A 15,464-nucleotide genomic window follows, 5' to 3' on the forward strand; every position below is an offset into this window, starting at 1 on the left:
ACATCTGAGCGCCTATCCAAAAGCACGCTTCAATAAGCTCTCTACCTTCGGTTCTCTGCCACGGAAGTTTTTATACAGTTCCATTGGGTTTCTTGTTCCGCCGGAAGACAAGAGGACTTTATACTTGGAAGCAATTTCCGAGTTGAAAATGCCATTTTCTTTAAAATATTGGAAAGCGTCCGCATCCAAAACCTCTGCCCATTTATAGGAATAATAACCCGCCGAATAGCCACCCTGGAAGATATGGGAAAAACTAGGGCTTGCTGCGGTTTCCGGATTGCTAGGGTAAAGATTTGTGGCTTTGATTTCTTCTGTCTCAAACGTTTTGATATCGATAACTTTATCAGATTTTGTATGATATGCCATATCCAGTAAGCCAAAACCAAGTTGTCTCATGGTCTGGTAGCCTTCCATAAACGATTTGCTTTGCGACAGTTTCTCAATTTTTTCGGTTGGGAGTATCTCTCCGGTCTGGTAATTCTTGGCAAATGTTTTCAGGAATTCGGGTTCGTAACAATAGTTTTCCAAAAATTGGGAAGGCAGTTCCACAAAATCCCATTTAACCGAAGTCCCGGAAAGATTAGGATATTGCGTGTCTGCTAAAACACCGTGAAGGGCGTGCCCAAATTCGTGAAATAAGGTGGTAACCTCCTGAAAGGTCAATAAACTAGGCGTATCCTTTGTTGGTTTTGTAAAGTTACACACCACCGAAATATGCGGACGGGAGTTTTCACCGTCTTTTTTATATTGGTTTTTATAACTTGTCATCCATGCGCCGGCACGTTTGCCTTTTCTGGGATGATAATCTGCATAGAGCAAAGCTTTGTAATGGCCATTTTCTGTTATTTTGTAGGTTTTAACATCCGGATGATATTTCTGAACATCATTGATTTCTTCGAATTTTAAACCAAATAATTTACCAGCTAATCCAAAAACCGCTTCCTGCACTTTCTCCAGTTGGAAATAAGGTTTGAGCTCTTCATCATTCAGATCGAATTTTTGCTTACGCAGCTTCTCGGCGTAAAAAGCGTGGTCATAACTTTGCATATCATCAATGCCGTCCGCTTTTGCCAGAGATTTTAGTTCTTCGATTTCTTTTTGAGCAAAAGGCTTTGCCTTCTCCAATAATTCTTTCAGAAAGGCGAACACTTTTTCCGGCGATTGTGCCATTCTTTCTTCCAAAACGAAATCTGCAAAGTTTTTATATCCTAACAATTCTGCTTTTTCCTGACGGAGTTTTACGATGTCTTTAATCAGATTTTGATTATCAAATTCGCCGCCGTCAAAGGATTTTTTGCCATTGGCAAGAGCGAGCTCTTGTCTCAGTTCCCGCTTTTCTGCGTAGGTAATGGCGGGAAGGTAACTTGGATATTGCAAGGTAATCACGTAGCCTTCCAGACCTCTATCCTTCGCCTCTTCCTCGTACTGATGGAGAATTGCATCAGGAATTCCTATCAAATCTTCTTTATTGCTGATATGTTTGAAATAAGCGTTGGTAGATGCCAACGCATTTTGCCCGAACTGAAGCGACTTGATAGACAAATCCATATTGATTTTCTCAAGCTTTTTCTTGTCATCTTCATTTAGCAATGCACCGCTTCTTACAAAACCTTTGTAAGTTTCATCGAGTAAAGTTTTCTGCTCTTCGTTCAAATTATAATTATTTTTCTCATCGAAAACAGTTTTTATTCTTTCAAACAGCTTTTCGTTTTGAGAAATTTTAGAAGAAAATTCGGTTAAAAGCGGCGAAACTTCCTGCGCTATTTTTTGGATCTCATCGTTAGTTTCCGCCGAATTGATATTAAAGAAAATATTGGAAACCCTGTCCAGTTGCTCACCCGAGAAAGCCAAGGCTTCGATTATGTTTTCAAAAGTCGGTTTATCGGAGTTCTCCGCAATATCGTCAATTTCTTTTTCAGAAATTTTCACCAATTCTTGGAAGGCCGGAAGATAATGCTCTTCTTTAATATCCTCGAAAGGCGATGATGCATATTTTTTATCGAATTTTTTTAAAAGTGGATTCATCATATTGAATAAAATTTAGTTTACCTAACTTTTTAGAAAGCTCAAATTTAATACCTAAAGTTGAAAGTATGACAAAATTGCGTCCCGAGCTGAACGAAGCTCTTTTTGACTGAGGAACGAAGGACAAAAAAGCGGGAGTGGAGCGCGGAAAAGACGCCCAAAATATCATATAAACAAAAACAGCTTCCGGCAAGGGAAGCTGTAAAACAATAATTGATAGTTTACTATTTAACAATGAGTTTGGAAACGGCCAAACCTTCATCTGATTTTAATTGTACCATGTAGTTACCTGCCGGAATTCCGTTCAAAGAGAATGATTCGTCGCCTTTGGCAGATTTTAGCCCAAACGTTTTTACCTGTTTTCCGCTAAGGTCGAATATGTTGATTTGTCCGTTTTTAGCTTTGTTGTATCTAATTTTCAAAAATCCGTCAGTTGCCGGGTTTTGGATGATTTGGAGTGAGGTTTTGTTCACATCGATTTTAGTTTCGTCACTTGCCAACGTGCTTTGGTTTCCATAAATCCTAAATTCTCCGGGTTGCAAAACCACAGTTGTATTACTATCGCCAGGCAGCGTGGAATTATCCAGCAAATTGTACCATACTGCAGCAAAAGGAAAGCTCGGTGTTACTGTCTGAGCCATGGTGGTAAAGTTGGCCACAATGACGACATTTTTTAACTGATTAGCAGAGAAATCGTCTCTCCAGATGTAAATTCTAGGTAACAGATTGCCAGATTCTACAGTAAATGTGGTGGTATCAAAGACAGGATTAGAAAGGCGCAAAGCCAAGATCCTAGACCAAACATCGTAAACCGCTTTGCGATTGGCATTGGTATCATAACCTAGTGTAAATGCGACAGGTTTTGGAGATGTCCTGCAATCGTCTTTTATAGAACCATCTTCGCAACGGTTGATACTGAATTCGTAGCCCAACTCTCCAAACTGCCAAATCATCTTGGGGCCGGGAACCGTAAGAAATACCGCACCAAAAGCCTTTTGTCTTTCTAAAGCTGTGTTAAGATCTTTGATATTGTATGAGCCGGTTGAATTACCGTAAGCCAGATTTTTAAACATCAAGCGTTCTTCATCGTGGCTTTCGCCAAACGCCATATTCCGACGTTCTGCAAATCCGTGGTTTTCAAAATCAACCCTGTTAAAATTACTATCAGAATCATATCCCATAGTATTCTGGTTAAATGGTGTTACGATTTTATCCCACATCATAACGCCTTTGCCTTCATTAGCACGGTAGTTGGCCCATTGTTGCTCTTCGGCATCAGATCCCAAGTGTTCAAAAATAATATAGGAAGACGAATCGTATGACCATTGATAATCAGAATAGGTTTTCAAAATATCTACCCTGTCCTGCTGATAAGAATCTGTACAGTTATAATTCGAATATGTACAATTCTGCGTAAAACCTTTGGTAAGATCCCAACGGAAACCGTCAATTTTATACTCGGAAATCCATTGCTCCAAAACACGATTGACATAATATTTTGTTTCTGGTTTGGAGTGGTCGAAATCATAAAAAACACCGTAAGTATGTTTGGCGACCTGATTAAAATATGGGTTATTGGCAGCCACATCACCATAACCTCCGTTTGTGCTGGTTGACCAAAGCCTTTCTAATGGCGAGCGTCCCGTGGCATGGTTAAGAGCCACATCCAAGATAACGGCAATCCCATTCTGATGGCATTGATCTATAAATTCTTTTAATTTTTCAGGTGTTCCGTAAGCTTTATCCAAAGCCAAATGAAATCCCGGATTATAGCCCCAGGAGTTGTTCCCATCAAATTCCATAATCGGCATCAACTCGATAGCATTTACATTAAGGCCTTTGATGTAAGGGATTTTATCAATCATGGCCTGCCAGTTTTTTCCTTCGGTAAAATCTCTTACCAAGGCTTCATAAACAATCAGATTTTGCTTGGCTGGCTTTTGAAAATTGGTCACAGTCCAGTTATACTTAGGTTTTGCAGTCTGTACTACAGAGACGTCATACTGCTGGCCAGAAGGATACAATGGCAAATTAGGATAAGTTGCTGGCGAAATCCCGGGATCATCATCCGGAGACAAAACTATTGTGGAATAAGGATCTGCCACCTTTACGCCATCGCTGGTTCTGTATTGGAAAGTGTAAACTTTCTGAGGTGTCAGCCCAGTAATTTCCAGCCAATAAAGATCCGGATTGCTGGCATCTCGCTTCATCAGATAGTTGGAGGATATTTGCCAGTTATTATTGTCAAAACTACCAATCACATGCACAAAGCTTTTGTGTGGTGCATACAGTGCCAACCCGACTTTTGTGGCATCATTGGGATCATAGCTAATGCCCTGCCTGATATAAGAAGGTATCGCTGAAGTCTGAACAACCGGCGTAGGGCTGATAGAAAAGCCTGAAGTCAAAACCGTTCCGTCTGCCACGCCTGTAGCTACTAGTTCAAAATGGCTGTCACCATTAACCTGATAGGAGGTTGAAAATGTGCTTGCATTTGATAGTGTTTGGATGACATTTCCGTTGGCTTTAAGAACAAAATTTGCCGGAACCGTTGTGCTGTACAAAATAGGAACATTGCTACCGGAATCTACAAAACTAACGCTACCGTTCTTGGGTGTAGCAGACAAAAACTGCAATTTTCCAACTTCTACAGAAATATCCTGTGACTGGCCATTGCCGGTTTTTGTTTTCAGCAGGAAGCCAATTTTACCCAGTCCTGTCCTGCTATAGAATGTTCTTGGAATAAAAGAAATAGAATAGGTATCATTTCCCGAATTATAAACCAGTTTATTGGCTTCATCAGATGACTCCCACGCACCATTAGTAGGGCAGTTTTGAGCATTAGCACCATTGATATCGTATGACCATGCCCACAAATACAGGGCATGATTAGTCACACTCCAAGTGGATTCATCAATGCTATTACCGTTAAAAGTAATCGTAATCTGCTCATCCTCATTGAAAGAGGTCGGCGTTACCGAATAGCTTACATTTTGCTGCTGCGCAAAAGTAAGGATCGCAACAAAAAGTGCGATCAGGTTATAAAATTGTTTCATAAGGTCTGTATATATGGTTTAAATATATACTTTTTAACGAACCGCCAAACATTTCGCAATTATGAACATTACAGTTAATTAAAACGTTAATTGTCAACAAATTACAATTACAGTTTTTTGTCAAATTATAAATTATATTAATTTAACATTAACCAAAAGTTAACCACAACTAACATTAACTATTATTTCTAAGACTAAGAATATTTATAGAATATTAACATTATTTTTTATATTTTCTATTAATTTATTTACTTTTACCAAAGATTAAAAAATAATAAACATTATTTTCAGTCAATTTGAAAATTTTTGTATCAAATTGAATGATTAAATTTTAGAACTAACTATTACTTAAGATATGAAGAGTGCTTCTGAAAGCGGATACCATCTGGATGGCGTGGATAAAGAGATTATCTACATGCTAATGGACAACGCTAAAACTTCGCTTGCGCAAATTTCCAAAAATGTTGGAATTTCTACCACCGCTGTCCATCAGCGAATCAAAAAACTGGAGCAGGCCGGTGTGATAGAGAACTCGATTTCTTTCCTTAATCCCAGAAAAATTGGTTACAAGGTAGTCTCCTACATTGGGGTTTTCCTGGAGCAGCCCAGCCATTATCAGGACGCTATCAAAAACCTCAACCTAGTGAATGAAGTGGTAGAAGCCCATTACACGACAGGCAATTACACCATTTTCCTAAAAGTGCTTTGTAAAGATAATGACCATCTGATGCAGATCCTGAATAAAATCCAAAAACTGAAAGGTGTTACCAGGACAGAGACTTTCATATCGCTGGAGCAGAGTATTAACAGGCAACTGCGGGTTTAATATTATAAAATTCTAAAAAAGGAGTTCAATATGAAGTCCTTTTTTTTATTTTTGTGCTTATGGAAATTAATCAATATCTGGACTCTACCTATCTCAAAACGCCTGAACAGGCCGGGCTGAATGATGAACAAACTCTCGAAAAAGTCAGAAACCTTACCGATGAAGCGATTGCCTACCATTTCAAAGAAGTGATGATTCGCCCCAATTTTGTAAAACTGATCAAAGACTATCTTGTATCTCAAGATTCTGATGTTTTGGTTGGTACGGTCATCGGTTTTCATGAAGGTACTTATTCTTTAGAAGAAAAACTGAAAGAAGCCAACCAAGCTATCTTGGACGGTGCCGATGAGTTGGATTATGTGATCAATTATGAGGCTTACAAAGCCGGCGACCTTGCAACGGTTGAAAAAGAATTTCTAGAAGGCACCCAATTGGGTTTGCACTTTGATAAAACCGTTAAGTGGATTATCGAGATTGCCGCCCTTACAGATCAACAGATTGGGGACTTAACGGCTCATATCTGGAAATGGGCTCAGGAGAATTTTGAAGACAAAGACTTCCCAAAAATATTTGTGAAATCCTCCACAGGCTTTTATAAAACCGAAGGCGGCAAACCCAACGGAGCCACCTTCGAGGGTGTAAAAATCATGCTAGACAACGCCGGGAAACTTCCTGTAAAAGCGGCCGGAGGCGTAAAAACACCTGCCGATGCAGAGCAAATGATTACAATGGGCATCCAAAGAATTGGGACATCCTCTGCAAAAGCCCTGCTTGGCGACGGTCATGCAGAAGGTGGATATTAGGCATTACGCCTGATCCCTAACATGATTAAAGAATGTTGTCATCTGATCCAAAGCATCTTTTGAGAACATTCTTTCCTGATTGTCCAGTGTTTCCTTAGTAGCTTCGGCACCTCTTTTTACCATTCCTTTTTCGTAATTGGCAATGGCTGATTTTAAATCTTTAAAGGAATTTCCCGTCAAGACCTCTGCCAGTTCAAAAGAATCCTGCATGGCCACATTGGCTCCTTCGCCTGCATAAGGTGGCATCCGGTGCGCCGCATCGCCAATAATGGTGAGATTGGGCTGGGTTTCCCAACTTTGGTCGAAAGGAAAATAGTATTGTGGGCGCGGAATAAAATAAACATCATCATTGGCCAACAATTCTTCCCAATCTTGACTCCAATCCGCAAATTCTTTTCGGAACCAATCCAAAACCTGCAACTTGTTTTTAAAATCAATACCGGATTGGGCGAGCCAATTTTCAGGCGTTTTAAAATTAAGGACAAACATGACAGAACCATCTTCCTTGGAACCAAATCCTATAAATTTCTCTTCATCAAAAGCCATGACTTTCCCGCCTTTTGCAAATGCTAAAAATTGAGGTATATATTTCCCGGCATTATGAATATTACCTTCTATCAGCGTTACTCCGGAATAAACCGGTTTAATATCAGTAAGATAATGACGCACTTTTGAATTAGCCCCATCTGCACCAATTACCAAATCTGCATACGCAGTTGTCTCATTTTTAAATGACAATAACCATCCACCATCAGATTTCTCGATAGAAAGAAAGTGGCTGTCCCAGATCACAGTATCGGGCTTTAGAGAATTAAGAAGGATATCACGCAGCGGCGCACGGTCTATCTCGGGACGAGTTTCGGAAGTGATGTCGGCAAAAGAACTTTCATCAAATTTGACATTTAACAATTTGTCCACCAAAATCATTTTGCTGGCATCAGGACGGTGATGCTGATAGAATTCTTCTAAAAGCCCGGCGCGCTTGATAGCCTCTAATCCTGTTCCTGGATGTAAATCCAACGTAGATCCCTGCACCCTCACATCGCGGTTAAGATCCCGTTCATATACTTTAACATCTGCATCATTCATCTGTAAAAGCCTGGCAAGTGCCAAACCTGCAGGCCCGCCACCAACAATGGCAACTTTTTTATTTTTTAACAGCATAATTTCTATTTTATGCTGCAAAATTAATCGGCACCCAGATGCAAAAATTGTAAAAATCGGCTGTTTTCGTTTTTGAATAATTCTTTTGGCGAAGCACCGGAAAGTTTTTTGATTTCTTTGATAAAATGAGACTGGTCATAATAGTTGAGCTGGGGGAATAACTGCCCGTTACTGATATGAGCCAGTGAAGCCTGAAACCGTAATATATTGCAATAAGCTTTGAGTGAAAGCCCAAACTGCCTGCTGAAATATTGATTGATCTGGCGCTCGCTCCATTTAATCTGTTGGGAAACATCCTTGATACTGATCTCACCATTCGATTTGAAGACAAGATCAAAGAGCTGTCTTTTTCTGGGATCTGTGTCAGCAGGAATCAATGACATCATTTTGGAAACTGCCTTTTCGCAAAAACCTTCGAAATGATCCAAATCAGCTTCATTAAAACCCCAAAAATCAGTGGAAATCATTTCGCCATGATTCAGGATCCCGGAAATGTTGCGTTGCAAAATATATTCTACGCCTAATGGATTAAAACTGATTGAAAACAATTTGCCAATCTTTTCTTCCCTCATCTTTTTCGGCATCGTTTCCAGCCCTACGAGACTGATGCGGAATTCGCCACTATCGGCTTTATAAAAATGAAGGTCAATTCTGCCGTTGGGAATAATGACACCATCCGAAATTTCGGAAACAGCCTCTAAAGCAGAGAAGCTGTAAACGAAGTCAAACAAAGCTTCATCCTGATTAATCTTTCTAAACTCAAAACTGACCGACATATCAAATGTAAAAATAGCCTTTATTGTTCTGCCACCCAAACACTGACATTGCCCGCAGGACAAGAGAAATTTGCCCAGCCATTGTCATCGATGGTGATTTTGTCTGGCAAGTGGCCTGTAAAATCATAGAATGTTTTGCCAGCATAAAGTTTACCCATCTCCATAGGTTTTTGATTTTTGTCTTTATTGCTTAAAACCACTGCACATCCGGCATGCGCATCATCACCTTCGCGAATCCAGCCAACGCAGTGGGGATCATCAAAATAGTCCTTCTGCCCGCCATAAGCAAAATCTTTCCTTGCTTTGATCAATTCCTCTATCGCATCTACTTTGTCCAAAAATATCTCGTACTCGTTACCATCTTTTCCGTGGTCTTTGTAGCTGGCACCATATAAGTCCGGATAAAATACGCAGGGATAACCATCTTTCCTCAGCAGGATCAAAGCATAAGCAATCGGTTTGAACCAAGTATCTACCGGTGCTTCCAAAGCCTGAAGCGGTTGGGTATCATGATTATCAACGACAGTTACGGCCTTATCGGGATGTGAACCAACCAGAGTTTCTTTAAAAATTTCCATCAAATCATAATCTGGGTTTTTAGAAGCGGTATGTAAATTATTCTGCAAAGAAGAATCAAAAAGGCTCATGCAACCATCAGTAGAATCGATGTAAGCCTCTAAAAGCTTCAGATAGCCCGGTGCCCAATACTCGCCGACAGCAAAGATGTTTTTACCTACATTGGAGCGAAGGTTGTTGAGCCATTCTCTGTAAAAATCGGGCGAAATATGTTTAACGGCATCCAGGCGAACGCCATCAAAACCGGTTTGCTCATGATACCACTTGCCCCAATAATTCAGCTCCTTGCGTACAAAAGGGTTACGGTGTTCTATGTCATCATACATCAGAAAATCGTAATTGCCTTTTTCATCATTGATAATCTCATCCCAATTATCCCCATAATCATTAATAATCCTGTAGATACCATTATCCTTGCCTTCGGCATAATCCACGCCGGTAAAACAGGTAAAATTCCATTCAAAGTCAGAGTATTTTTTTTGCCGTCCGGGGAAGGTAAACTTGGTATAAGACTCGATTTCCATCACTTCGGAAATCACCTTGTTCCGGTTATTATTATCCACCTGCACCACCTGAAATTTTTCCAGCTCATCGCCTCCAGCCTTGTGATTCAGCACCACGTCCACGATCACTTGCATGTTTTGGTCTTTCAGGGACTTAATGGCCGCAAGGTATTCGTCTTTATTGCCATATTTTGTGGGTACGGTCCCTTTTTGGTCAAATTCACCCAAATCGAATAGATCGTATGGACCATAGCCCACACCAAAACCGCCGTTTACCCCTTTGTAAGCGGGAGGCAACCAAACAGCCGTGATGCCAAGGCCAGACAGATAAGAAGCAGATTCGGTTACGTGTTTCCACAAAAATGAATCACCGGGTGTGTACCAGTGGAAAAATTGAATCATGGTGCCATTCATAGTTGAGTAGATATTTTCTGTTAGTAATGATTTTAAAGACCGTTGACCTATGAAAATATTAAGCCAACCGATTGAAAAGCTTACATATCAAACTCTTCAAAAGGAATTTTCAGCTGTACCGAAATTTGTTTTTTTTCATCGGTATTCAGATTGGAAAGGGACAAGCCAAGAAGCCGGATAGCTTTGTCAAAAGGGCGGAGTTCCCACAGTTGCTTGCCAGTAGCATAAAATGCCGCCGCATTCTCATAGTAAACATCCTGCGTTTTGCTTCTGGTAAAGAGGGAAAAATCTTTATATTTAATTTTAAGGGTCAGTGTTTTTCCTTTAATCTCTTTCCTACCTAGGCGTTCCTCCAGTTCTTCGCTCAGTGATTTTAGTTTTTCGTCAATCTCTTCATCTTCATTGATGTCATCCCAAAACGTACGCTCCACAGCCACACTTTTCTGAATCCTGTTGGGTTTTACTTCCCCATTGTGGATGCCACGAACCACATTGTAGTAATACCGCCCCGACTTGCCGAAAAGCCCTTCCAGCTGTTCCATTGATTTGGCTTTGAGATCAGCACCTTTAAAGATATGCAGCTCGTGCATCCTGTTGGCAGTCACCTTCCCGATGCCATAAAACTTCTCAATCGGGAGTTTCTCCAAAAAATCCTGAATCTTGGTTGGGTGGATCGTTTTTTGGCCGTTGGGTTTGTTAATATCAGAAGCAACTTTGGCGAGAAACTTATTGACAGAAATGCCCGCCGAAGCTGTTAAACCTGTTTCCTCAAAAATCCGCTGACGGATTTCCCTTGCCAGATCATTGGCAGATTCTATCCCTTTTTTATTTTCGGTAACATCCAGATAGGCTTCGTCCAGAGACAATGGTTCCACCAAATCTGTATAGTCGTGGAAAATCGCCCTGATTTTAGCAGAAATTTCCTTGTATCTGTGAAACCTTGGCTTTACAAAAATCAGTTGTGGGCATCTCTCCTTTGCTATTTTGCTTGGCATAGCTGACCTAACACCAAATTTCCTAGCCTCATAGCTGGCTGCAGCCACCACGCCACGATGTCCACCTCCTACAGCAATAGCTTTCCCGCGCAACCCTGGATTATCGAGCTGTTCCACAGATGCATAAAAAGCATCCATATCTACGTGAATTATTTTGCGCTGCATCAGAATAGGCTGGTGAAAATCAATTAAACAAATTTAGGCAAAAAAAATCCCGAATGTGTCGGGATTGTGATGTTGTTATTTGGTAAGCCGGTCTATAGTGGCTTGAATGTCCGGATCATCCGGCGATATAGCGTAGTATTTGGCAATATTAGATTTTTGATCTACCACAATATATCTTGGGATCCAATTGAGATCAATATAATTATTGAAATTATTTTTCCAGCCGGCAGCGAACCAATAATTTTCTTTGTCCTTCATATCAAACTTATCCAAACTTTTCAGAAAGCCTTCCTGATTACGTTCTAATGACAGGAATACAAAATCGATGTTCTGATTATGGCTCTCCAGCTCCGCAGCCTTTGGCAGAGCCTGAATACAATCCCGGCACCACCCTGCCCAGAAATCTAGAACCAACACTTTGCCTTTGTGCTGATGCAAAATATCCTTAATCGTAATTTCCTTGCCCGCTTCATCCTGTACCTTTTGGGCAACAGCTTCTTTGGAAAACTTGGTTTTCAGAACATTGGGAACCTGTTGAGAAAACCCCAACTGACATATCAGCGCTAAGCTAACGGTTAAAATCCTCTTCATTTTTTATTAATTTATAAACGAATTTAGGCAATATTAATTAAATAAAAAAGACGGCACATTGGCCGCCTATGTATGATACATCATTTAATTTAATAATTCCTGATTAAGCCCTTTACTAATTTAATAACATTAGGCATGGCTTTATTAGCTGCTTCCAGCACTTCCTCATGAGAAACCGCAAAGGCAATATCCGGACCTCCCAAATCTGTAATAATCGACAGACAAAAACAATCCATTCCTTGATGCTTGGCAACAATCACTTCCGGCACTGTGCTCATCCCAACGGCATCTCCGCCAATGGCTTTTACCATGCCATATTCTGCCGGGGTTTCAAAAGTTGGCCCGGTAAGTGCCACATAAACGCCCTCCTGAATCTTAATTCCTTCCTGATCGGCAACATCTTTTGCCACAGTAATCATTTTCCGGTTATAAGGTTCGCTCATATCCACAAAGCGCGGCCCGAGTTCATCAATATTCCGGCCTCGCAAAGGGTGTTCCGGCATCATATTGATATGGTCTGTGAGGATCATTATATCTGCCACTTTGAAGTTAGCATTCACACCGCCAGCCGCATTGGAAAGAACCAGGTTCTTAATCCCTAAAAGATGGAAAACCCTTATGGGAAAGGTTACAGTTTCCATAGAATAGCCTTCGTAATAATGGAAACGGCCACTCATCATCAGAACGTTTTTACCTTCTAGCTTGCCATAGATCAGTTTGCCGCCATGCCCCACCACCGTGGTTTGCGGAAAATTGGGAATATCTTTATAATCCAAAACATGTATGGCCTGCACTTCATCCTGAAGTTTCCCCAGCCCGGAGCCCAGCACAATGGCAAAATCTGGTGTCTCGCCAATGATATTTCTGATAAAATCTGCAGTCTGTTTATACTTTTCTAACATAATTCTGAATGATTTTATTAAACTCTTCGCGCTTGTCGATCTCTACATTGATAGGCCAGTAGAAAATCTTATCCCGAAGATAATCAAAGGTTTTCAGGCGTACATAATCTTTCTCTGTAGTGAGAATCATTTTGTACTCGCCCATTTTTTTATATTCTGCCGTAATCTTTTTGATGTCATCATCAGTAAAATTATGATGGTCTTTGTACTGTAGGTGTTTTACTTTTTTGTTGTACTTGGCAATCTCTTTCAGAAGCTGCGAAGGATTGGCAATCCCGGTAATTAGGAGTACATCATAATAATCCAGATTTTTCACCGGCATCATTTTGTTGATACCCAGGATATTTTCGTCATACGATATGGCAGAAAAAAATACCTTCTGGTAATGCTGCGGCCGAATCCTGGAAATGTAGTATTGTTTTTTTTCTTCGGTAAGATCGTCAGGGCACTTGGTTACCATGATGATATTGGCGCGCTTCATCCCATGGCGGCTCTCGCGAAGGTCTCCGGCAGGCAATATAAAATCTTTGAAATAAGGATCGTTATAATCTGTCAGCAAGAGATTCATCCCGGGCTTAATGGCCCTGTGCTGGTAGCTGTCATCCAGGATCAGCACATCCAGATCCATCTCATCAATAATCTTTTTGGCACCATATACTCGGTCCTCGCAAACGCCAATTACAAACTTATTCCGGAAACGCTCAAACAGCTGCATCGGCTCGTCACCAACTAATTTATAATTGCTGTCGTAGTTGACGATTTTGTAACCTTTTGTAATTCGGCCATAACCACGTGACAATACACCCGTCCTGTAAGATCGGGACAAGAGATCTGCCAAGTACATGACAGTCGGCGATTTGCCACTGCCGCCCACAGACAGGTTGCCAACACCTATAATAGGTGTTTTGAATTTCGTAGAAGAAAATATTCCCCAATCATACATCCGGTTCCTAATAGAAGTGGCCAAATGATAACCTAAGGAAAAAGGGTAGAGATACCATCTTTTCATAGACCGCAAAAATACGATTTTACACAAATAGTATTCCAAAAAACACCAAGTTTTATAATGATTATATTAATTGTTACTTTTCAGGCTAACGATTAATTGTTTAGGATTTTTGCCTGAATTAAAATGATTATCTTTGCAGTCTTACAAGAATCTTATGATATTATCGATGACAGGGTTCGGCAGAGCCGAGGCTGTGTTCCAAGGGAAAAAAGTATCTGTTGACATCAAGTCGCTGAACAGCAAAAACTTTGACCTTAACATAAAAACACCCGTTCGTTACAAGGAAAAGGAATATGAAATCAGGAAAATGCTGAACGACCGGATCCTTCGTGGCAAAGTGGACTGCTATATCCAGTGCGAAAATATGGAAGAAAGCAACGATGTCACCATCAACAGGGATATTATCAATAACTACATCACACAGTTGAAGGACATCTCCGCAGACGGACCGGATTTCGAGTACCTCAAAATGGCCGTGCGCATGCCGGAAGCACTGTCAACAAAAACGTCGGAAATAGAAGAGCCGGAATGGCAATTCCTCTTCGGGGTTGTTACAGAGGCTGTGGATCGTTTTCTTGAATTCAGGGAAACCGAAGGCCAGACATTGCACAAGGAATTGGAAAAGAACCTATTGAAAATAGAAAGCAACCTGGCGAAAGTGCCAAGTTTTGAGGAAGAGAGAATATCCAATGTCAAAGACCGCTACCAGTCATCTCTGAAAGAATTTGAAAACATTGATGAGACCCGCTACTACCAGGAGATCATGTTCTACATAGAAAAACTTGACATCTCCGAAGAAAAAGTAAGGCTGGCGCAACACATCCGCTACTATCTGGATGTGATGAACAACGAAGATTTTAATGGTAAAAAACTAGGCTTTATTGCTCAGGAAATGGGACGCGAAATCAATACGTTGGGTTCCAAAGCCAACCATTCCCAAATCCAGAAACTGGTGGTTGAAATGAAAGACGACCTAGAGAAAATCAAAGAACAGACACTTAATATATTATAATTGATAATTGATAATTGATAATCAGATGATGACCAATTGCGTATGGGAAAAGTAATTATTTTTTCGGCACCGTCAGGAAGCGGGAAAACCACACTGGTAAAGCATGGCTTATCTGTAGTGCCCCAACTAAGCTTTTCGGTTTCCGCTACAACCAGATTACCAAGGGGCGAAGAAAAACATGCTCAGGATTATTATTTCCTGACACCGGAGGAATTTAGAACCAAAATTACGGAACAGGAATTTGTAGAATTCGAAGAGGTTTATACCGATAAATATTATGGTACCCTGAAGTCTGAAGTTCAACGGATCTGGGACGAAGGCAAGGTGGTTATTTTTGATGTGGACGTGAAAGGCGGCATCCGGCTCAAAAAGATTTTCGGGGAACACGCACTCTCCATATTCGTTATGCCACCAAGCATTGCCGAGTTGGAACGGAGATTGATCTCCAGAGGAACAGACTCTGCCGAAACAATCCAAACCAGAGTTGCCAAAGCAGAAGAAGAAATGGCTTATAAAGACCAGTTTGACACCATCATTGTGAATACCGATCTGGCAAAGGCTAAAAGCGAAGTGGAGCAGGTGATTAACCAGTTTATCAATCATTAGTTTCCTTAATTACAACGTTCTTTATATTAATCTGAAAATTA

Annotated in this window: 13 protein-coding genes; 4 read left to right on the forward strand and 9 right to left on the reverse strand. The window is 40.7% G+C overall.

The genetic code is table 11. The features are described from left to right. Positions 1–12 precede the first annotated feature (12 nt). Both AC00Y6_RS12635 and AC00Y6_RS12640 read right to left on the reverse strand, forming a co-directional pair. Positions 13–2,025, reverse strand: coding sequence for a M3 family metallopeptidase (locus AC00Y6_RS12635; protein ID WP_474491009.1), 2,013 nt, complete (start codon positions 2,023–2,025; stop codon positions 13–15). Between the two features lie 224 nt (positions 2,026–2,249). Continuing rightward, positions 2,250–5,081 carry an alpha-amylase family glycosyl hydrolase gene (locus AC00Y6_RS12640; RefSeq protein WP_474490974.1) on the reverse strand — a complete coding sequence of 944 codons (2,832 nt, stop codon included), beginning with the start codon at positions 5,079–5,081 and terminating at the stop codon, positions 2,250–2,252. Between the two features lie 355 nt (positions 5,082–5,436). On the opposite strand from AC00Y6_RS12640, the gene AC00Y6_RS12645 reads away from it, so the two are divergent. Both AC00Y6_RS12645 and deoC read left to right on the forward strand, forming a co-directional pair. Further along, positions 5,437–5,907: an Lrp/AsnC ligand binding domain-containing protein gene (locus AC00Y6_RS12645; RefSeq protein ID WP_474490975.1), complete on the forward strand. Its 471-nt coding sequence runs from the start codon at positions 5,437–5,439 to the stop codon at positions 5,905–5,907. 59 nt (positions 5,908–5,966) lie between these two features. Further along, positions 5,967–6,710 (forward strand): deoxyribose-phosphate aldolase, encoded by a 744-nt coding sequence (gene deoC, locus AC00Y6_RS12650; protein ID WP_474490976.1) that lies wholly within the window; start codon positions 5,967–5,969, stop codon positions 6,708–6,710. Positions 6,711–6,713: 3 nt separating this feature from the next. Here deoC and AC00Y6_RS12655 read toward each other — a convergent pair whose 3' ends face one another. From AC00Y6_RS12655 to lpxK, 7 genes are all read right to left on the reverse strand, one after another. Then, positions 6,714–7,874, reverse strand: coding sequence for an FAD-dependent oxidoreductase (locus AC00Y6_RS12655; protein ID WP_474490977.1), 1,161 nt, complete (start codon positions 7,872–7,874; stop codon positions 6,714–6,716). 23 nt (positions 7,875–7,897) lie between these two features. Then, positions 7,898–8,650, reverse strand: a complete 753-nt coding sequence (locus AC00Y6_RS12660; RefSeq protein WP_474490978.1) for a helix-turn-helix domain-containing protein — start codon at positions 8,648–8,650, stop codon at positions 7,898–7,900. A gap of 20 nt (positions 8,651–8,670) precedes the next feature. Then, positions 8,671–10,131, reverse strand: a complete 1,461-nt coding sequence (locus tag AC00Y6_RS12665; protein ID WP_474490979.1) for an alpha-amylase — start codon at positions 10,129–10,131, stop codon at positions 8,671–8,673. Between the two features lie 92 nt (positions 10,132–10,223). Further along, on the reverse strand, positions 10,224–11,303 hold the full coding sequence (dinB, locus tag AC00Y6_RS12670) for a DNA polymerase IV (RefSeq protein WP_474490980.1): 1,080 nt from the start codon (positions 11,301–11,303) through the stop codon (positions 10,224–10,226). Positions 11,304–11,378: 75 nt separating this feature from the next. After that, on the reverse strand, positions 11,379–11,894 hold the full coding sequence (locus AC00Y6_RS12675) for a TlpA family protein disulfide reductase (RefSeq protein ID WP_474490981.1): 516 nt from the start codon (positions 11,892–11,894) through the stop codon (positions 11,379–11,381). 89 nt (positions 11,895–11,983) lie between these two features. Further along, complete coding sequence (locus AC00Y6_RS12680; RefSeq protein ID WP_474490982.1) at positions 11,984–12,796, reverse strand: purine-nucleoside phosphorylase; 813 nt, start codon at positions 12,794–12,796, stop codon at positions 11,984–11,986. Beyond that, on the reverse strand, positions 12,780–13,805 hold the full coding sequence (lpxK, locus tag AC00Y6_RS12685; RefSeq protein WP_474490983.1) for a tetraacyldisaccharide 4'-kinase: 1,026 nt from the start codon (positions 13,803–13,805) through the stop codon (positions 12,780–12,782). Before lpxK ends, AC00Y6_RS12680 begins: the two co-directional genes overlap by 17 nt. Positions 13,806–13,971: 166 nt before the next feature. Between lpxK and AC00Y6_RS12690 the strand changes: the two genes are divergently transcribed. Further along, positions 13,972–14,817 (forward strand): YicC/YloC family endoribonuclease, encoded by an 846-nt coding sequence (locus tag AC00Y6_RS12690; protein ID WP_474490984.1) that lies wholly within the window; start codon positions 13,972–13,974, stop codon positions 14,815–14,817. 42 nt (positions 14,818–14,859) lie between these two features. Continuing rightward, on the forward strand, positions 14,860–15,423 hold the full coding sequence (gmk, locus tag AC00Y6_RS12695) for a guanylate kinase (protein ID WP_474490985.1): 564 nt from the start codon (positions 14,860–14,862) through the stop codon (positions 15,421–15,423). Positions 15,424–15,464 lie beyond the last annotated feature (41 nt).

It is taken from the genome of Epilithonimonas sp. (assembly GCF_056329745.1).